We start from the raw sequence: 17,353 nt of genomic DNA on the forward strand, positions 1-17,353 counted from the left end.
TTCAGAGCTCCAGCACGAGCCGCGCGGACTTGGCGCGCGAGACGCACACGAAAATCACATCGTTCGCGTCCTGCTCCTGCTGGCTGAGCAACGAGTCACGGTGGTCGACGACGCCGTCGAGCACACCGGTCTCACACGTGCCGCAGGTCCCCTCGGTGCACGACGACAGGATCGGCACGTCGGCCTCTTCCAGCACCTGGAGGATCGACTTGTCAGCGGGGACGCTGAGCACCGTGCCGGACTCCGCGAGCTCGACCTCGAATTCGCCGGCATCGCCCTGCAGTTCGAGCGCCTTCGGAGCGAAGCGCTCCGTCCGCAGCATCTGGGGGCGATCTGCACAGCGTTGCTCAGCAGCAGCCAGCAGCGGCTCGGGACCACAGCAGTAGACGAGCGCGTCCGCGATCCCGGGGTCGCCCAACAGGGCGTCGAGGTCGATCAACCCGACCTCGTCCTGCGGCACGAGACGGACCCGGTCGCCGTACCGCTCGACGAGCGTGTCGGCGTACGCCATCGAATCCCGGGTGCGGCCACCGTAGGTGAGGGTCCACTCCGCGCCGGCACTCTGCGCGGCGGTGAGCATCGGGATGATCGGGGTGATGCCGATCCCGCCGGCGACGAACACGTAGCGCGCCGCGGGTGCCAGCTCGAAGTGGTTGCGCGGGCCGCGGACCTGCACCGTCGTGTCGGCGGTGAGGGTGTCGTGCAGGTACGCCGATCCGCCGCGCCCGTCCGGCTCGCGCAGCACGGCGATCGTCCACGAGGTGGCGTCGGTCGGGTCGCCGCACAGCGAGTACTGCCGAACGTGGTCGGTCGTGACCACGTCGATGTGTGCACCTGCGCTCCACGGAGGCAGTTCGGCGCCGTTCCCCTGACGCAGGACCACCTCGAGCACCCCGGTGGCCGGAGTCGCGATGCGTTCCACCACCAGGTCGAGGGTCGTCTCCTGCACGTCCCGGCCGGTCATGCCGGCTCCAGGACCTGCGGCCGACCGGCCGACGGGCTCTCGCCGCCCCTGCCGGAGGAATGACCGTCCGGATGCTCCAGCAGCCACGTCCACAGCGTGATCGGGTCCTCGGACTCCTGTGCCTCACCGCACCAGCAGTAACCCACGAGGATGTCGGTGTTGAGCTTGGACACCACCCGGAAGACGTGCTCGCCGCGCAACATGCGAGCGGGAGTCAAATCGACGTCTGCTGTCATGCCGTCACAGCCTCCCCCTGCGTGAGCTGCTTCGCGATGATGCGCCGGGCAGCGAGACCGCCGGTGTCGATGTTGATCGACAGCTCCTGGTAGTTCTCCTTCTCCCCTTCGACCACGACCTCGAGCACGTCGAGTGCCTCGACGTCCTGCAGGACCACCGTGCGGTTGCTCTCGGCCAGGAAGTCCGAGACACCCTGGTCCTCGAGCGCGAAATCGCGCGCCACCATCCAGAAGTCGTGCGTCGAGTGCTCCGTCTCGGGCGTGATCGCATAGACCACCTCGACGTGGAACGCCGGCTCGTCCCGGCCGTCCTCGGCCGGATCCGGTGTGCCCACCGGAGCGACCCGGCTGTGCAGCAGATAGAGGCACGGCGGGTGGTACTCGATGTCCTGCCACCGGGTGATCCGGCCCTCGATGCCGGTCGACGTCGCGTAGAACGGAGGACAGGCGGCGTCGTCCATGTGGCGACTGACGTAGATCACCTGCGCCTCGTCGTCCACCTCCGTCGTGATCGGCGTCTCGGCGACCTCGGGCGTGCCGATGTAGCCGCCGTGCAGATAGGTCTCGTGCGACAGGTCCATGAGGTTGTCGACGAGGAGCCCGTAACGCGCCTTCAGCGGTTCCAGCCCACGCACCGTCGTGTAGTCCGGCGAATCCAGCCAGGGTGCGCGGGGAACGGTCGACTCGTCGGCACGGTCCGTCTCGCCGATCCAGACCCACACCAATGAGTCCTGCTCGACGAGGTGGAAGGCAGGCACCCGCGCTGTCCGCGGAATGCGCTTCTGGCCCGGCGCGGCGAGGCAGGTGCCGGTCCGGTCGTAGGTGAAGCCGTGGTAGCCGCAGATGACGTTGTCGTCCACCAGGTGGCTCTTGGACAGCGGGAAGCGGCGGTGCACGCAGCGGTCGGCCAGGGCGACGACCTCCCCGTCGGAGGTGCGGTAGAAGACCATCGGCTCGCCGCAGATCGTGCGCGCCATGAGCTCGTCGGTCACCTCCGCCGCGTACGCCGCGACGTACCACTGGTTGCGGGGCCAGCTGGACATGGGAACCTCCGGAACTCGAGAACAGGGAACTGCGTTCACCATGACGTGGGTCACATCGCGAGCGCTGTAGCGTTTCCGCCAGCCGGAAGACCGAACGGGGGTGGACGCATGCCGCAGCAGCGGTCTCTCAGCACCCGGACCATGGATGTGCTCGCGGCGTTCACCGCGGAGAGCCCCCACCTCTCGCTGTCCGACATCAGTCGCCGCGCCGGGTTGTCCCTCACCACGACCCATCGCATCGTCGCCGACCTCATTGGGTGGGGAGCGCTCGAACGAGGCCTCGACGGGCAGTACGGCGTGGGCCTGCGGCTCTTCGAGACCGCGGCGCTCGCCCAGCGCGGGCCGGCGCTGCGGGAGATCGCGCTGCCCTATCTGGAGGACTTGTACGAGGCCACCCACGAGAACGTGCAGCTCGCGGTCCGCGAGGGACTGGAGGTGGTCTACATCGAGCGCATCGCCGGTCGCGATGCGGTGCCGGTGCTGACCCGGGTCGGTGGCCGGTTCGCGCTGCACGCCACCGGAGTCGGGTTGGTACTCCTGGCCTTCGCGCCGCGGGAGATCCAGGAACAAGTGTTGAACGAGCCGTTGACGACCTGGACGACGCAGACGATCAGCGACCCGGCGAAGCTGCGCGCCACCCTGGCGGACGTGCGACGCAGCGACCACGCCGTCAGCCGCGGTCAGGTGACTCTGGACGCCCTCTCCCTCGCCTGCCCCGTCCGCGGAGCCGACGACGAGGTCGTGGCCGCGGTCTCGGTGGTGGTGCAGATCGACACCGACCCGCGCGGACTGCTGCCCGCCCTGCGCGCGGCCAGCCGCAGCATCTCCCGCGCGCTGGGGTCGCCGAGGGCCCGCCGGTCGGACGCCCGGCCACCGGACGCCTGAGCCTCAGCCGGACCCCGACCGATCGCCCGCCGTCGGCTGCAGCGAGCGGCCGATGCCCTGCGCGGCGACCCGCAGGGCCGTCACCAGGCGCGCCCGGTCCCGGCGCAGGTCGGCGACCACCACACCCAGCGCGGCGACGACCTGCTCGCCCTCGGCGGCGCGGATCGGCACGGCAGCCGAGCAGGCGCCGAGGGTCATCTCCTCGGTCGTGGTGGCGTAGCCGTCGCGGCGTACGCGGTCCAGTTGCCGGCGCATCCGAGCCGCCGACGTGACGGTGTACGGCGTGACCCTCGACAGTGACGCCAACGCCTCCTCCTGCACCGCGGCGGGTGCGTAGGCGAAGAGCACCTTGCCCACGCCGGTGGAGTGCAGCGGCAGGCGGGAGCCGACGGTGCTCACGACCGGCACCGACGCGTTGCCGGAGATGCGTTCCAGATAGAGCACCTGGGCCCGGTCCCTGATCGCCAGGTGCACGGTGGCGCGGGTGGCCGCGTGCAGGTCGGTGAGGAACGGCGAGGCGATCTGCCGCAGCCCGGTCTGCACCGGGGCGAGCAGCCCGATGTCCCAGAGTCGCCGGCCGACGACGTACTCCCCCAACATACGCCGGGTCAGCGCACCGCCGGCGACCAACTCCGAGGCGATCCGGTACGCCGTGGGCACCGGAAGGTGCGCGCGCCGAGCGAGCGGGGTCAGCGCGAGGCTGCGGTGATCCTCGTCGAACGCGGACAGCACGGCGAGCGCACGGGATACGACCGACGCCCCGGGCGTCGCGGTATTGCTGGCCACCGAAAATTCCTTTCACTCAGTGGAAGCTTAGCCTCGACGTGATGCGGGCCACTCCCCTAGCGTCCTGAGGGTGAGCACCCCAGCCGCATTCCCGCCCGGAGAGTTGGCGAGCCAACGGACCATCTCCTTCGAGATCGAGCGACTCCGGACGGCATGGACCGCCGGTGACGCGCAACCGCGGATCGACTACCCGCCGTACCGCAGCTCCGTGCTGCGCCATCCGACCAAAGCCCTGCACCCCGCCGATCCCGAGGCGGCCGAGCTGGTCGCGCCGGTCTTCGGCCACTCCGACGTCGCCCCGCTCGAGGCGGACCTGACGATCCAGGACCGCGGTGAACCGATCGGTGAGCGGATCCTGGTCACCGGCCGGGTGCTCGACGGCGAGGGGCGCCCGGTGCGCCATCAGTTGGTGGAGATCTGGCAGGCCAACGCCGCCGGCCGCTACGTGCACCAGCGCGATCAGCACCAGGCACCGCTCGACCCGCATTTCACCGGCACCGGACGTTGTCTGACCGACGCCGAGGGTGTCTACCGGTTCGTGACGATCAAGCCGGGCCCCTACCCCTGGCGCAACCACCACAACGCCTGGCGCCCGGCGCACATCCACTTCTCGCTCTTCGGCACCGACTTCACCCAGCGGCTGATCACCCAGATGTACTTCCCTGGCGACCCGCTCTTCGGCCTGGATCCGATCTACCAGTCGATCACCGACCCGGCCGCGCGCGAGCGCCTGCTCGCGCACTACGACCACGACCTGTCCGAGCACGAGTGGCAGCTGGGCTACCGGTGGGACATCGTGCTGACCGGCTCGCATTCGACGCCGATGGAGCGCCCGGAGGAGCACGATGCCTGAGCTCGACCCGACACCGGGCCAGACGATCGGCCCGTTCTTCGCATACGCCCTCCCGTACGAGCGCGACCACGAGCTCGTCCGGCCGACGACGGACGGTGCACTGCGGCTGCAGGGCACGGTGTACGACGGCGCGGGCGTGCCGGTGCCCGACGCCCTGCTGGAGATCCGTCAGGCCGACGGCGCCGGGAGGGTGCCGACTCTCGAGGGATCGATCCGGCGCGACGGCACGGCGTTCACCGGCTGGGGCCGCTGTCAGACCGATGCGGTCGGGCGGTACTCGTTCACCACGATCGAGCCGGGCGGCTCCGGCGCGCCGTTCGTCGCCGTCGTCGTCTTCGCGCGAGGGCTGCTGCACCGGCTCTTCACCCGTGCCTACCTCCCCGGGGCGAACGCGTCCTCCAGTCCCCTTCTCGCGTCGCTGGATCCGCAGATCAGTAAGCGCCTCATCGCCGTCCGCGAGGACGACGGCAGCCTGCGGTTCGACGTGCACCTGCAGGGAGACCTCGAGACGCCGTTCCTGACGTTCCCCGGTGAGGTATGAGCGAATACAGGCTGCTCACTCCCGGGTCGTTCCGTGCCGCGGGTGTGGTCGATGACCGCGCGGTCGCCGACGCGATGGTGCGCGTGGAGCTGGGCTGGGTGCGCGCCCTGGCCGCCGTCGGAGCGATCGACCGGGATCGGGCCGAGCGGATCGCGGCTGCCGCTGCCGACTGGACCCCTGACCTCGCGGTCATCGGCGCCGCGACCGAGGCTGCCGGCAACCCGGTCGTGCCGATGCTGCACCAACTGCGGGAGCGGCTGCAACCGGCCGATGCCGCCGTCGTCCACCGGGGGCTGACCAGCCAGGACGTGCTCGACACCGCCTTGGTCCTGCTCAGCGCCGACTGCCTCACACGGGTGCGCGCCGACCTCGGCGCGGCCTCGCAGGCGCTCGCGCGGCTGGCCGATGCGCACCGCGGCAGCGTGATGGCCGGTCGCACGCTGACGCAGTACGCGGTGCCGATCACGTTCGGGCTCAAGGCAGCCCAGTGGCTCGCCGGACTGATCGAGGCCGCCGACGACGTGGCCGCGACGCTGGCCGGCCTCCCGGTCCAGTGCGGCGGGGCCGCGGGGACGCTCGCGCTCTCGGGCGAGCTCACAGCCGACCCCGTGGCGCTGGCCGCGGCGTTCGCGGGCGAGCTCGGACTCGTCTGGCCGGGCCTCCCGTGGCACACCCGCCGGCGGGCGGTCACCCGTATCGGCGACACCCTGGTGGCGACGTGCGACGCACTCGGGCACCTCGGCGCCGATGTGGCCACTCTGTCCCGCCCGGAGATCGGCGAGCTGCACGAGGCCGCAGTGGCCGGTCGGGGCGGCTCGTCGACCATGCCGCACAAGCAGAACCCGATCCTCAGCGTGGTCATCCGGTCGGCCGCGATGCAGTCGCCCCAGCTCGGAGCTCAACTGCACCTGGCGGCCGCCCTCGCCGTCGACGAGCGACCCGACGGCGCCTGGCACAGCGAGTGGCCCGCACTGCGCCGGCTGCTCGAACTCACCGTGACGGGGGCCTCGCAGGCCGCCGAGCTCGCCGCCGGCTTGGAGGTGGATGCCGACCGGATGCTGCAGCGGGCCACCGGCGCCGCGGCGGACCTCCTTGCCGAGCGGGGCGACGACGGCGCCGGTGACCCCGCGTCGTACCTCGGAGCCACGGACGCGTTCGTCGATACCGTCCTGGCCCGGCTCTTCACCGGCGGGCCCGAACATGCCTGACCCCGACACCGCAGGAGCACAACGATGAGCGACGACCCCTACGACGCCGGAATGGCGGTGCGGCGCAGCGTGCTCGGCGACGCGCACATCGACCGGGCCGAAGCCCGCAAGGACGACTTCACGCAGGACTTCCAGGATCTGATCACCCGCTACGCGTGGGGCAGCGTGTGGACCCGCCCTGGACTGGATCGCCGTTCCCGCAGCATCGCCACGCTCACCGCGCTCATCGCCCGCGGCCACTGGGACGAGTTCGAGATGCACGTGCGCGCCGCGCGCACCAACGGGCTCAGCGTCGAGGAGATCGGCGAGGTGATCCTGCAGTCCGCGATCTACTGCGGCGTGCCTGCGGCCAACCACGGGTTCGCGCTCGCCTCCACGGTGCTGCAGGAGACCGATCAGTGAGCGCGGCACTGCGATGACGCGTCCGGTGACCCGCACCCAGGTCGGCATCGTGGGGGCCGGGCCGGCCGGGCTGATGCTCGCCCACCTGCTGCACCGCGCCGGCGTCGACAGCGTCGCGGTCGACTCCCGGTCCCGCGAGGAGATCGAGCACACCCACCGCGCCGGGATCCTCGAACGGGACAGCGTGCGACTGCTCGTGGACACCGATGTGTCAGATCGGGTCCTGCGCGAGGGCTACCAGCACGAGGGGATCGCCCTGCGGTTCAACGGAGTGAGCCACCGGATCGACTTCCAGGATCTGGTGGGTGCCTCGGTCTGGCTCTACCCGCAGACGGACGTCTTCGTGGACCTGGCCAACGCGCGGGACCGCGACGGGGGCGACGTCCGGTTCGGGGTCGGCGACACCCGGGTGGTCGACACGACCAGCGACCGTCCCGGCATCCTGTGCACCGACGCCGACGGGGTCGAGCAGGAGATCCGCTGCGACATCCTGGTGGGCGCGGACGGATCCCGGAGCATGACCCGGCACGAGGTCACCGACCGGCGGCAGTACCACCGCGAGTATCCGTTCGCGTGGTTCGGAATCCTCTGTGAGGCACCGCCGTCGGCACCCGAGCTCATCTACACCCGCTCCCACCGCGGCTTCGCGCTGATCTCCCAGCGCACCGATGCCATCCAGCGGATGTACTTCCAGTGTCCCCCCGACGAGAAGGTCGACGACTGGTCCTCGGACCGCATCTGGGAGGAGCTGCAGACCCGCCTCGCCGGCGAGGACGGCTTCAGCCTGAAGGAGGGCCGCATCCTCGAGAAGTCGGTGCTGCCGTTCCGCTCGTTCGTCTGCGAGCCGATGTGTTACGGCAACCTGCTGCTGGCCGGGGACGCCGCTCACACGGTGCCGCCGACCGGCGCTAAGGGCCTCAACCTCGCTCTCGCGGATGTGCGTGTGCTCGCCGAGGTGCTCGAGCAGGTCATCGTGCGGGGCAAACGCGAGGCCCTCGACGACTACACGCCCCGCGCCCTGGCCCGAGTCTGGAAGGCGCAGCACTTCTCGTACTGGATGACGACCATGCTGCACGCGTCCGGCGGTGCCAGTGAATTCGACGTACGACGCCAGCTGGGCGAGTTGGAGGCAGTCACCGGCTCCGAGCACGGCGCCGCGTACCTCGCCGAGGCGTATACCGGCTGGCCGCGCGCGTAGCCGGACACCGTCCAGCTCTACTGGGCTAGCTCGACAGCGCCGACATGGCGATCGCGACCACCGCGCCCGCCAACATGCTCGGACCGTAGGCGAATTCGGCTCGACGATCCGGGCGTCGGCTCATCATCAACGCGGCCGCGACGATGCCGCCGATGACGAAGGCTGCGAACGATGCGCGAATCACAGGTGACCACCCCAGCCAGCCGAGCAGCAGGCCGAGCAGACCGGCGAGTTTCACGTCACCGAAGCCGTAGCCCGAGGGCAACAGCATCAAGACGAAGTAGAAGACGAAGAGCACCACTCCGGCGACGATGGCCCGCGTGAACGCAGCCCAGTTCCCGCTGCTGGCTGCGCCGACCGCGAGCACTACCAAGAGGATCGGATAGCTGGGCAGCTGAATGGCGTCGGGCAGGCGGTGCACGTCGAGGTCGACGAACCCCAACGCGATCATGACCCAGCCGGCGACGACGAAGGCCACGGTTATGAGGATCGGCTGGTCAGGGCGCAGTGCAGCCCAGAGCAACGCGCCGACCGCGCCGGTCGCGGGGATGACCCACCAGGTGCGTCGGGCCGGCAGGTCACGTTCGGCCGGCAAACGGTAGCCGCCGAGACGCAACCATGCCCGCAGCAACGCGCCCACCGCTGCCCCAGCAACGAAGACGAGCACGACAGCACTACTCACGGGCACTCTTCTCTCTCTCGTATCGATTCGTGCACGATCAGTGGCGGAAGGCCTTCATCATGTCCATCGCCGCCGGGCCGAGCAGCACGATGAACAGCACGGGCAGGATGCACAACATCAGCGGGAAGATCACCTTGACAGGGATCTGCATCGCCTTCTCCTCGGCGCGCTGTCGTCGTTTGATCCGCATCTCGGAGGCCTGGGTTCGCAGCACGTCGGCGATGGCGATGCCGTACTTGTCGGCCTGGATGATCGCCCGGATGAATTTGCGCAGATCCGGAACGGCGGCGCGCTCCGCCAGCGCTTCGTAGGCTTCCTTGCGGGACATGCCCACCTGGATGTCCTGCAGGGTGCGGACCAGTTCCTGCCCGAGCGGTCCCTTGCCGTTGCTGGCCGCCTTGGCCATGGCCGAGTCGAAGCCGAGTCCGGCTTCGACGGCGATGGTCATCTGGTCGAGGGTGTCGGCCAGTTCGAGGGCGATCGCCTTGGACCGCTCCTGGCCCTTGCTGTGCAGCAGGAGTTCGGGCAGGAAGTACACGACGACCGTGCACGCGATGCCGATCATCAGCGACATCGCGCCCGAGTTCGAACTCATATAGAGGACGGCCAGGATCGCGGTGATGGGTGCGAGGAGGAGCTTCGCGCCCATCAGCCGTTCCATGGGCCAGGCGGGCGGTCGTCCGGCCCGGGCCAGTAGCCGTTCGAGCCGACGGATCGAGCCGGGGGGCGTCAAACGCCGCACGAGATGACTTGCCGGGACAGGAGCAAGAAGGCCGGCAGATCCTTCAGCACCACCGTCCTCGGCGTCGGCGAAGCCCAGTCCCAGGTTGGACACGACTCGGTGGCCCGCGGGGTCGGTACGAGCGAGCACGGCCCAGCACAGCAAACCCAACGACAGACTGCAGGCGACGATGCCGACGGTGACCATGGGCGACACGGGATTCTCCTTTCGTGAGGCGTGCAGTGGTGCGGGGAATCAGAACTTGAAGCTGACCACCTTGCGCAGCCACAGGGCTCCGACGATCAACAGCACTGCCGCGACGCCCAGGAGGCCATATCCGATCGGGCTCTGGGTGAACTTGGCGACGTACCCCGGATTCGAGACGCAGAGAAAGCCCAGAATCCCGAACGGAAGAGCCATGAGGACGAACGCGGAGAGTTTGCCCTCGGCGCTGAGCGCTTTGACCTGCCTGCGGATCTGGTTGCGCTCACGGATGGTGTTGCCGACACCGTCGAGCACCTCCGCGAGGTTGCCGCCCACCTCCCGGTTGATGGCGATGGCCTGCGTCACCCACAGGAAGTCCTCGCTCTGCAGACGTGCACCGGTCTCGTCCAGTGCGAGGCCGAGGTCGCGGCCCATGCGCGTCTCGTTGATGATGCGGGAGAACTCCCCCGCCGTCGGCTCGTCCGCCTCACGCGAGACAGAGTCCAGCGCCTGGAGCAGACTGTGGCCGGCGCGCAAGCTGCTGGCCAGCAGTTGGAGGGAGTCGTCGAGCTGATTGGCGAATCTGCTCTGCCGCCGCCCGGCCAGCAGTCCCAGCCCGACCTTGACCACCAGGGCCACCATCAGCGCCAGGCCGATCCCGAGCAGCGGTCCGAGGAGAAGGAACCCGACAGCCGCTCCGGCCAGCGCCGCGGCACACCATCAGGATGAAGTCCTGGACGCCGACTCTCAGCCCCGCCCGTTCCAAAGCCGCCGCGGCGGAACTGCCGCCGCCGTGCCGACGCAGCATTCTGTCGATGAGCGCCGTGGTCGCCGCGGTCGCGCTGGTCAGGGTGGTGGGATTGGCATCCGTACCGGGACGTCGGCGCTCGCGTGGCAGGCGGACGGGCCCGGGGGCGAGCACCAGGTACAGCGCGATCAGGAGTGCGGCGGCGCACGAAGCCACACCTGCGGTGACGGTGCCCGACGCCAGCGGCGAGCTCATCGCGCCCGCTTCGTCGCGGTCGGGACACCGAACACGCGCGGGGAGATCGCGATACCAAGCTCGGCGAAGCGGTCGGTGAAGCGCGGCCGGACCCCGGTCGGCAGAGGTTTGCCCAGGAAGCGACCGCTCGCGTCGACCCCCGCCGAGTAGTCGAAGAGGAAGGCGTCCTGCAGCGTGACGGTCTGGCCCTCCATACCCTGCACCTCCGTGACCGCGGTGACCCGACGTGACCCGTCCCGCAGGCGGGTCAACTGGATGATGACGTCGACGGCGGAGGCGATCTGCTCGCGGATTGCTCGCAGTGGCAGGTCCGTCCCTGCCATGAGCACCAGGGTTTCCAGGCGCGCGATGGCGTCGCGCGGCGAGTTGGCGTGCACGGTGGACAGCGACCCGTCATGGCCGGTGTTCATCGCCTGCAGCATGTCCAGACTCTCCCCGCCACGCACCTCGCCGACCACGATTCGGTCGGGCCGCATCCGCAGGGAGTTGCGCACCAGGTCCCGGATACCGATCTCGCCCTTGCCCTCGATATTGGGTGGCCGGCTCTCCAGACGGACCACGTGCTCCTGCTGCAACTGCAGCTCGGCCGCGTCCTCGACGGTGATGATCCGATCGCCCTCGGGGATGAAGGACGACAGCACGTTCAGCAACGTGGTCTTACCGGTGCCGGTACCGCCCGAGACGATGATGTTCAGCCGCGCCTCGACGCATGCGTGCATCAGCTCGGCCATCTCCGGCGACAGTGTCCCGAAGCTGATGAGGTCATCGACCGTGTAAGGGTCTTGGGAGAACTTGCGGATCGTCAGCGACGAGCCGCTGAACGCCAGCGGTGGGATCACAGCATTGACGCGGGAGCCGTCGGCGAGCCGGGCATCCACCAACGGCGACGACTCGTCGATGCGGCGCCCGACCCGGGAGACGATCCGCTCGATGATCCTGCGCAGTTGCTCCTCAGAGGTGAAGTGCGCACCGCTGCGCGTCAGTTTGCCGGCCTGCTCGACGTACACGTTGTCCGGACCGTTCACCATGATCTCGGTGATCGTCGGATCGTCCAGCAGTCGCTGCAACGGGCCGTGTCCGGTCGCGTCGTCCTGCAGTTCGTCGACGAGTCGACGCCGCTCGCCCTTGGTCAGCGGGACCTTCTCCTCGTCGACCACCCGGTTGAGTTCGGTGTGGACGAGCGCGTGGAGCTGGTCCTGGGTGAGGTTGGGATCGTTGAGCCGCGCCCCCATCCGTTCGAACAGCGCGTTGTTCGCGCGGTCCTTCAGCTTCGCCAGCGCGTCGATCGCCGGAGCTGCAGCGACGTTCGCGGGCGCGAGTTTCGGCTTCACCGTCAGGTTCGGCGTGCGCGCCTGCGTCATACCCCGCTCGAGGGGGCCGGTCCGCTCACCCGGTGTCGCGGCCGGCGAGGACGCCGGCAGCGCGACAGCAGCCGGAACCGGCCGGTCCCCCTCAGGCACCAGTGACCGACCCGGACCGCCCTTCTGCGCGCGGGCGGCGTCGAGCCGTTCGGACAGGCTCATCGCGCCCACCGCGCCCGTGCCCTGGCCCGGTGTCGGCCGATCACCGAGGTCCGCTTGAGCGCGGGCCTCTTCGGCGCGGAGTTCTTCGCCACGGCCGATGCCGGCTCGGGCCCCTTCGACATGACCGCGACCGGCACGGGCCGAGGTGCCACGGCGGTAGGAGCCTGCATCGGGGCGCGAACCTCGGCCGTTACAGCCCGTACAGCCGGTGCAGTCGGTGCAGTCGGTGCACCGGAGTAGGCGAAGTGCTCGACCAGTCGCCGCAGCTGTTTGGTCATCGGGTCCCGTACGCCGTTCTGCAGCAGCGGGATGCCCTGGTTCACGGAGGTCGGCACCGCCTTGGATCGAGGGAGCACGAGATCCACGCCTGTACGAATCGTGGCCTCGACATCGGCGGTCGTCAGGCCGCTGCGGCGATCGGCCATGTTGAGCACCACCTGGTGCCGGTCCGGGATCATCCCCAACTCCCCGAGGATGTCCAGTTCCTTACGCAGGCCCCGGACGCCGGGCACGTCCATGCTGGTCATCAGGACGAGGTCGGTACTGCGATCCAATGCTGCCAGGGTGTGCTCGGACAATCCAGGAGCGGTGTCCACCACCACGTAAGCGAACTCCGACGCGAGCATCTCCAACAGCCGGCTCACGTCCGGCCCGGTGACGTTGTCGGCGGCGGCAGGAGTCGGCGGCCCGCAGATCACATAGAGGCCACTGGCATGCTGCGTCAGGAAGGTCTTGAGCACCATCGTGTCGCGGGTGGCAGGCCCCTGAACGGTCTCGAGAAGAGAGTGTTCCGGGTCCAGATTCAACGCGCTGGCCACGTCGCCGAACTGGACGTCCAGATCCACGAGGACAGTGGGCGACGACGTCTTCTGTGCCAGTCCGACGGCCAGATTCGTCGCGACGGTCGTCTTGCCGACGCCACCCTTCGGCGACACCACACCGATGACCCGTCCGTCACGACGGTCCTCCTCCGCGCCCGCTGCGGAGGCACCGCTTGCAGCGAACGCGTGGGCGTGCCTCACCAAATGGCCGGCACGATCGAGCACCCAACGGATGTGCGACTCCTCCGCCGCGGGGTCGAGGACGTCACGAACCCCGGCGCGCATGGCCGGCAGGGCGATCTCCTCGCCGGCATCACTCACCAGCACGACGGCGATATCGGGGCACTGCCGTTGGAGGAGATCCGCCAGTGCCAACGCCTGGCCGGGAGCGCCGACGCTGTCGTCGAGCATCACGACCCCCGGTCGCGGGCCGTCGGCGAGTTGCCGGAACAGGTGAGCTGGATCGACCGGGAGCGGGCCGGGTGGCAGACAGCGGGCTGTGCCCCCGGTGGCACGGTGCACCCGCTGCTCGAGGTCGGCTGAGGCGGTCGCCAGGACGACGCCGCTCATTTGTACACGTTCCCTGGGGTCACGATGCGGGTGCCGCCTTCCTTGGCGCTTGCGGGTTCGAGGGAGAGCCAGATGGTGCCGTATTCGGCGGCGAACACGACCTTCTCCGCATCCGAGGCCGAAAGAGCGAACGTCACCATGACGTTGCCGGTGAACACCGGTTGAGAAGGCGCGGTGGACGAGCCGTCGGTCTTGGACGAGGCGGCGGGCGCAGCGCCTTGGACGGCGGTGACGAGCACCTTGTGCAAGGTCAAGTGCGTCTCCTGGATCTGCCCGTTTTTCAGCGAGATGAACAACCCCACCGTGCTGCCCGCACTGAGGTGGCCGCCGAGCACCCGCTGTGCCTCCAGCACCACCGAGACCTGCTGCATCCCGTTGGGGACCGCGACCTGGCCAGGGGCGAGGACTGATTTAGGATCCGCGAAGTTGCTGGCGAACAGTTGCTCACCCGGTTGAACGTCGGCCGTGGTGACCTGCCCGCTCACCTGGGCGAGGCTCGACAGGGTGCCGGTGGGCACCGCTGTCCGCGGAAGCGACTTCAGGACCGTCAGATCTCTCACTTTCGCAGCAGGAGTGCCCTGGGGGATCGCCGCGGTGGCGACGAGCACCGGGGTGGTCTGCAAACCTGCGGCAGCGCGGCTGTCGGCACCGGAGACGTAGGACAACAGCAGAACGGCCCCCACCAGGGCCAGCAGGACGGCCGCTCCAGCGGCGATGATGCGACGTCTCACGAGGAGGTGTCTCCCTTCCTACTTCGTCAGCTTGACAACGGCAGCGCCGAGATTCGGCGCCCCGCTGCCGTAGTGGAAGGCGGAGTTCATGTCCACGAACTGCAGGAAGTAGCCCTTGATGCAGTCGACGTTCGGGTGGAGGCACTCGTTGGCGTTGAAGGTGTACTTCGATTTGAAGTTGTACCCGATCAGGCGGAAGGCGGCGTACCCGTAGACGTGGTACGAGGCGTTCGCTCCGTTGCCGGACGCCTGGTCGAAGATCGGCAGCAGCACCACCTGGCCCTGTTGTGCCGCCATGTTCGCCGCGCTGCAGCCGCCCGGCACCGACGATCCCGTCGAGGACGAGAGCATCGAACTGATCGAGCTGGTGGCGTTGCAGGTCCCGGAGTCCGGGGCGACCCAGCCGAACCCGCCGGGAACGTAGTTGTTCGAGGGGCCCGTGCAGTTGGTGCCGGATGACTTCGTGAAGTAGATCACCCTGGTCGTGGTGCCGGAGGGCAGGCCCCCTCCGGTCTGGGCATTGAACTCGCAGATCGAGAAGGTGAGCGGCAGAGCCGCCGTCCCGCCGGTGGGTGACCCCCACCCCGCGGTGGCCGTCGTGGCGATCGTGGCCTGTGAAAACCCCAGCACTTCCGCGAAGAGAAGGTGGCGCACGCCGGCGTTCGTCACCGTCACCTGACCGGTGGACGGCGTCAGTCCGGGCGTCACCGTGGCCGTCGCGGCACCGTCGTTGACATTGGTCGTCGCCATCGTCTGCACCGTCTGCGAGGGGGTCTGGCAGTTGTTGCGGGCGCAGTCCTGGGCCACGGCCAGCGCGCCGGCATCCGCCCCGCTCTGCAGCTGCTGCTGTTCGGACCACATCGATGCGACATCGACGGAAATGGATACGAATCCGATCAGAGGGACCATGAGCAAGGCCCCGATGACCGACACGGCTCCCCGTTCCTGCCTCAGCCGTTGCATCGCATGCTCCCCTTACCGGTCAGCGTGACACCGGATCCGAACAGGTTGGTGAAGAAGCTGAGCGGGTAGGTGATGGTGACCGTCGCTGTCGCAGGCGCCGTCGTTCCGCTGGTCGCGCAGCTCGCTGGGGATATCGCGATCTGGGCGTCCGACAGAGTGATCGACGGCGAGGCCACGTTCTTCGCGGCGGTGCGGGCGGCCACCGGATCATTGCTCAGCGCCATCACGCGCACGCTCGCCCGCGCGGCACCGGACAGCGTGGTCTGCGCCTCGTAGGCGCGGCCGAACTCCATGATGCCCATGACGAGCAGGATCAGAAGGGGCGCCACCAGAGCGAACTCCACCGCCGCAGCACCGCGGTCGCGCAGCCCGTGCTTTCGTCCGCTCATCTCCAACCCTCCTCGGTGACGCGCCAGACGCCGCGGCCCGAGGGGCCGCGGCGTCTGGTCACCCAACGACTAATAACGGCGACAACGCGTCACTTGTTTGCCGCTCCGATTTTGTCGCTGATGTTCGTGAAGAGGCCGCTGAGGTTGGTACCGAGCGTTCCGACGACCGTGATGATCGCGACGGCGATGAGGCCGACCAGCAGGCCGGACTCCACGGCCGTCGCGCCGCGCTCCTTGCGGGTCTGCAGGCGGTCCTGAAGACCGACGAGGGTGGTGAAGAAGTACGCGGCAACAGCGGACATGAGGGTCTCCTTGAATCGTGAACCGGTCGTCGCCGGATCTTTCCTGGATGGGCGCCGACTCTGGCAAATCTGCGTTGGCGGTGAGCGTTCCATAAGTTTGCCGCCTGCGCAAGATTTAGCTCTGGGCATCTTTGCCGTGGTTGCACATACGGGGGCTCAGCCTGTGCCGAGACGGGCCGGCCGACTGCGGAATATCACCGTCAGCGGCACTGAATAATGTTCTCTAACACATCGATTCGAGTCCATGTCCCCGCTCGACGCATGGCCGATCGCATCGCGCAATGAGCGGGGCGGTCGCTACCAGGACGAGCGGGATTTCCTGGTATCGATCTGCGCTGTCTGCGATGACATCGGTGATCCTCCTAGGCGCAATGATGCGCAACGCGTAACGTTGCAATATCTGCACACCACGCTCGAGAGGATCTATAGTGACCGTCATGGGTACGGAAACTCCTGGTCTACGCGAGTTAAAGAAACAGCAAACTCGCGAGTCGATCGCAGACGCTGCACTCGACCTGACGCTGGAGAAGGGCTTGGAGAACGTCACCATCGAGGAGATCGCTAAAGTCGCGTTCGTCTCGCCCCGTACGGTCTCCAACTACTTCCTCTGCAAGGAGGAGGCCATCGTGGCCGCGGGCACCCAGCCGTCGAAGACACTGCTGGGCGAGTTCGAGGAGCGGCCCGCGGGTGAGCACCCGTTGCTCTCCTTGCGCGCCCTGCTGAGCGATTTCGTCGTGGGTCACAGCCCCGAGGAGCTCGAGCTCAGCCTGCGCAAGATGGACCTCAGCCTGCAGTACCCCTCGTTGCGGCCCTTCGAGACGGCCCGGTTCGATGAGCTCGAGGAATCCCTGCGGGACGCGATCGCGACACGCACCGGGACCAGCGTCACCACGGACCTGTACCCGTGGCTCGCCGCCGCCGCCGCCATCGCCGCCGTCAAGTCCGCCATGCAGATATGGGCGGCTGCGACGACCTCCACGCTCGGCCTGCGCCAACTCATCGAGGAAGCCTTCGACCAGTTCAGCGCCGGACTCCCAGCGCCGCCGAACACCCCCGCGACCGACTGACGTACGGCCGGCGCTCCCCTTTCCGAGGCGTCCCGACCTCATTTCAACTGACAGATCGACTCCTGCGGTCGTTCTGAACCGCCACGAAGTCTCGGGTAGGCCGACCGGCGTACTTGCCGAGCGGCAGCCCTCACAGCGGACGCACTCACTTTCCACATGCCATGAGTGGGTCGATGCCTCTTACTGGATGTTGTCACGGACGCTCTCTCGGCGGGTCGAGACACTGCCTAGCAGCCGCAGGAGGCCGCAATGACCCAGTTC

The 17,353-nt window shown here is 68.6% G+C and carries 20 protein-coding genes; 7 read left to right on the plus strand and 13 right to left on the minus strand.

Features of this window, described 5'->3' with window-relative positions:
• Position 1: 1 nt before the first annotated feature.
• From LVQ62_RS14365 to LVQ62_RS14375, 3 genes are read right to left on the minus strand one after another with little or no spacing between them, the layout of a single operon-like run.
• Positions 2 to 964, minus strand: a complete 963-nt coding sequence (locus tag LVQ62_RS14365; protein ID WP_233762596.1) for a PDR/VanB family oxidoreductase — start codon at positions 962 to 964, stop codon at positions 2 to 4.
• Positions 961 to 1,167, minus strand: coding sequence for a hypothetical protein (locus LVQ62_RS14370; RefSeq protein ID WP_233762598.1), 207 nt, complete (start codon positions 1,165 to 1,167; stop codon positions 961 to 963). The genes LVQ62_RS14365 and LVQ62_RS14370 overlap by 4 nt, the downstream gene beginning before the upstream one ends.
• A gap of 29 nt (positions 1,168 to 1,196) precedes the next feature.
• Complete coding sequence (locus LVQ62_RS14375) at positions 1,197 to 2,243, minus strand: aromatic ring-hydroxylating dioxygenase subunit alpha (RefSeq protein WP_233762600.1); 1,047 nt, start codon at positions 2,241 to 2,243, stop codon at positions 1,197 to 1,199.
• A 108-nt stretch (positions 2,244 to 2,351) separates the two neighbouring features.
• Here LVQ62_RS14375 and LVQ62_RS14380 point away from each other — a divergent pair, with 108 nt between their 5' ends.
• Positions 2,352 to 3,128: an IclR family transcriptional regulator gene (locus LVQ62_RS14380; protein ID WP_208053507.1), complete on the plus strand. Its 777-nt coding sequence runs from the start codon at positions 2,352 to 2,354 to the stop codon at positions 3,126 to 3,128.
• 3 nt (positions 3,129 to 3,131) lie between these two features.
• Here the strand turns inward: LVQ62_RS14380 and LVQ62_RS14385 are convergent, their stop codons facing one another.
• The gene (locus LVQ62_RS14385) at positions 3,132 to 3,914 is read right to left on the minus strand and encodes an IclR family transcriptional regulator (RefSeq protein ID WP_233762602.1); all 783 of its coding nucleotides are present in this window, start codon (positions 3,912 to 3,914) and stop codon (positions 3,132 to 3,134) included.
• Between the two features lie 70 nt (positions 3,915 to 3,984).
• On the opposite strand from LVQ62_RS14385, the gene pcaH reads away from it, so the two are divergent.
• From pcaH to LVQ62_RS14410, 5 genes are read left to right on the plus strand one after another with little or no spacing between them, the layout of a single operon-like run.
• Positions 3,985 to 4,767, plus strand: a complete 783-nt coding sequence (pcaH, locus tag LVQ62_RS14390; protein WP_370639634.1) for a protocatechuate 3,4-dioxygenase subunit beta — start codon at positions 3,985 to 3,987, stop codon at positions 4,765 to 4,767.
• Positions 4,760 to 5,308, plus strand: a complete 549-nt coding sequence (gene pcaG, locus LVQ62_RS14395; RefSeq protein ID WP_233762604.1) for a protocatechuate 3,4-dioxygenase subunit alpha — start codon at positions 4,760 to 4,762, stop codon at positions 5,306 to 5,308. Before pcaH ends, pcaG begins: the two co-directional genes overlap by 8 nt.
• The gene (locus LVQ62_RS14400) at positions 5,305 to 6,516 is read left to right on the plus strand and encodes a lyase family protein (protein ID WP_233762606.1); all 1,212 of its coding nucleotides are present in this window, start codon (positions 5,305 to 5,307) and stop codon (positions 6,514 to 6,516) included. Before pcaG ends, LVQ62_RS14400 begins: the two co-directional genes overlap by 4 nt.
• A 24-nt stretch (positions 6,517 to 6,540) precedes the next feature.
• Positions 6,541 to 6,918, plus strand: a complete 378-nt coding sequence (pcaC, locus tag LVQ62_RS14405; RefSeq protein WP_233762608.1) for a 4-carboxymuconolactone decarboxylase — start codon at positions 6,541 to 6,543, stop codon at positions 6,916 to 6,918.
• A gap of 13 nt (positions 6,919 to 6,931) precedes the next feature.
• Entirely contained in the window at positions 6,932 to 8,116 is a 1,185-nt protein-coding gene (locus tag LVQ62_RS14410; RefSeq protein WP_233762610.1) for a 4-hydroxybenzoate 3-monooxygenase, read from the plus strand.
• Between the two features lie 25 nt (positions 8,117 to 8,141).
• Here LVQ62_RS14410 and LVQ62_RS14415 read toward each other — a convergent pair whose 3' ends face one another.
• The 9 genes from LVQ62_RS14415 to LVQ62_RS14455 all read right to left on the minus strand — a co-directional run bounded on the left by LVQ62_RS14415 (position 8,142) and on the right by LVQ62_RS14455 (position 16,025).
• Positions 8,142 to 8,783: an A24 family peptidase gene (locus LVQ62_RS14415; RefSeq protein ID WP_233762612.1), complete on the minus strand. Its 642-nt coding sequence runs from the start codon at positions 8,781 to 8,783 to the stop codon at positions 8,142 to 8,144.
• A 52-nt stretch (positions 8,784 to 8,835) separates the two neighbouring features.
• A complete protein-coding gene (locus LVQ62_RS14420) occupies positions 8,836 to 9,726 on the minus strand; it encodes a type II secretion system F family protein (RefSeq protein ID WP_233767868.1) in 891 nt (296 codons plus the stop codon).
• Between the two features lie 48 nt (positions 9,727 to 9,774).
• Complete coding sequence (locus tag LVQ62_RS14425; RefSeq protein ID WP_233762614.1) at positions 9,775 to 10,365, minus strand: type II secretion system F family protein; 591 nt, start codon at positions 10,363 to 10,365, stop codon at positions 9,775 to 9,777.
• A 357-nt stretch (positions 10,366 to 10,722) separates the two neighbouring features.
• On the minus strand, positions 10,723 to 12,249 hold the full coding sequence (locus tag LVQ62_RS14430; RefSeq protein WP_233762616.1) for a CpaF family protein: 1,527 nt from the start codon (positions 12,247 to 12,249) through the stop codon (positions 10,723 to 10,725).
• Positions 12,246 to 13,640 (minus strand): AAA family ATPase, encoded by a 1,395-nt coding sequence (locus tag LVQ62_RS14435; protein WP_233762618.1) that lies wholly within the window; start codon positions 13,638 to 13,640, stop codon positions 12,246 to 12,248. Before LVQ62_RS14435 ends, LVQ62_RS14430 begins: the two co-directional genes overlap by 4 nt.
• Positions 13,637 to 14,371 (minus strand): Flp pilus assembly protein CpaB, encoded by a 735-nt coding sequence (gene cpaB, locus LVQ62_RS14440; RefSeq protein ID WP_255696409.1) that lies wholly within the window; start codon positions 14,369 to 14,371, stop codon positions 13,637 to 13,639. Before cpaB ends, LVQ62_RS14435 begins: the two co-directional genes overlap by 4 nt.
• An 18-nt stretch (positions 14,372 to 14,389) precedes the next feature.
• The gene (locus LVQ62_RS14445) at positions 14,390 to 15,334 is read right to left on the minus strand and encodes a pilus assembly protein TadG-related protein (protein ID WP_255696410.1); all 945 of its coding nucleotides are present in this window, start codon (positions 15,332 to 15,334) and stop codon (positions 14,390 to 14,392) included.
• Entirely contained in the window at positions 15,322 to 15,723 is a 402-nt protein-coding gene (locus LVQ62_RS14450; protein ID WP_233762622.1) for a TadE/TadG family type IV pilus assembly protein, read from the minus strand. The genes LVQ62_RS14445 and LVQ62_RS14450 overlap by 13 nt, the downstream gene beginning before the upstream one ends.
• Positions 15,724 to 15,812: 89 nt before the next feature.
• On the minus strand, positions 15,813 to 16,025 hold the full coding sequence (locus tag LVQ62_RS14455) for a Flp family type IVb pilin (protein WP_233762623.1): 213 nt from the start codon (positions 16,023 to 16,025) through the stop codon (positions 15,813 to 15,815).
• Between the two features lie 437 nt (positions 16,026 to 16,462).
• Here LVQ62_RS14455 and LVQ62_RS14460 point away from each other — a divergent pair, with 437 nt between their 5' ends.
• Positions 16,463 to 17,092, plus strand: coding sequence for a TetR/AcrR family transcriptional regulator (locus tag LVQ62_RS14460; protein WP_179480052.1), 630 nt, complete (start codon positions 16,463 to 16,465; stop codon positions 17,090 to 17,092).
• The last annotated feature ends 261 nt before the right edge of the window (positions 17,093 to 17,353 follow it).

Source organism: Allobranchiibius sp. GilTou73, assembly GCF_021391335.1.
In the GTDB taxonomy this organism is placed as follows: Bacteria; Actinomycetota; Actinomycetes; order Actinomycetales; family Dermatophilaceae; genus Allobranchiibius; species Allobranchiibius huperziae.

Bases quoted from the DNA above. Each gene is read 5' to 3' on its own strand.
- LVQ62_RS14365 (WP_233762596.1), bottom strand. From the start codon at position 964: ATGACCGGCCGGGACGTGCAGGAGACGACCCTCGACCTGGTGGTGGAA.
- LVQ62_RS14370 (WP_233762598.1), bottom strand. From the start codon at position 1,167: ATGTTGCGCGGCGAGCACGTCTTCCGGGTGGTGTCCAAGCTCAACACC.
- LVQ62_RS14375 (WP_233762600.1), bottom strand. From the start codon at position 2,243: ATGTCCAGCTGGCCCCGCAACCAGTGGTACGTCGCGGCGTACGCGGCG.
- LVQ62_RS14380 (WP_208053507.1), top strand. From the start codon at position 2,352: ATGCCGCAGCAGCGGTCTCTCAGCACCCGGACCATGGATGTGCTCGCG.
- pcaG (WP_233762604.1), top strand. From the start codon at position 4,760: ATGCCTGAGCTCGACCCGACACCGGGCCAGACGATCGGCCCGTTCTTC.
- LVQ62_RS14400 (WP_233762606.1), top strand. From the start codon at position 5,305: ATGAGCGAATACAGGCTGCTCACTCCCGGGTCGTTCCGTGCCGCGGGT.
- pcaC (WP_233762608.1), top strand. From the start codon at position 6,541: ATGAGCGACGACCCCTACGACGCCGGAATGGCGGTGCGGCGCAGCGTG.
- LVQ62_RS14410 (WP_233762610.1), top strand. From the start codon at position 6,932: ATGACGCGTCCGGTGACCCGCACCCAGGTCGGCATCGTGGGGGCCGGG.
- LVQ62_RS14420 (WP_233767868.1), bottom strand. From the start codon at position 9,726: ATGGTCACCGTCGGCATCGTCGCCTGCAGTCTGTCGTTGGGTTTGCTG.
- LVQ62_RS14425 (WP_233762614.1), bottom strand. From the start codon at position 10,365: ATGGTGGCCCTGGTGGTCAAGGTCGGGCTGGGACTGCTGGCCGGGCGG.
- LVQ62_RS14430 (WP_233762616.1), bottom strand. From the start codon at position 12,249: ATGAGCCTGTCCGAACGGCTCGACGCCGCCCGCGCGCAGAAGGGCGGT.
- LVQ62_RS14435 (WP_233762618.1), bottom strand. From the start codon at position 13,640: ATGAGCGGCGTCGTCCTGGCGACCGCCTCAGCCGACCTCGAGCAGCGG.
- LVQ62_RS14445 (WP_255696410.1), bottom strand. From the start codon at position 15,334: ATGCAACGGCTGAGGCAGGAACGGGGAGCCGTGTCGGTCATCGGGGCC.
- LVQ62_RS14450 (WP_233762622.1), bottom strand. From the start codon at position 15,723: ATGAGCGGACGAAAGCACGGGCTGCGCGACCGCGGTGCTGCGGCGGTG.
- LVQ62_RS14455 (WP_233762623.1), bottom strand. From the start codon at position 16,025: ATGTCCGCTGTTGCCGCGTACTTCTTCACCACCCTCGTCGGTCTTCAG.
- LVQ62_RS14460 (WP_179480052.1), top strand. From the start codon at position 16,463: ATGGGTACGGAAACTCCTGGTCTACGCGAGTTAAAGAAACAGCAAACT.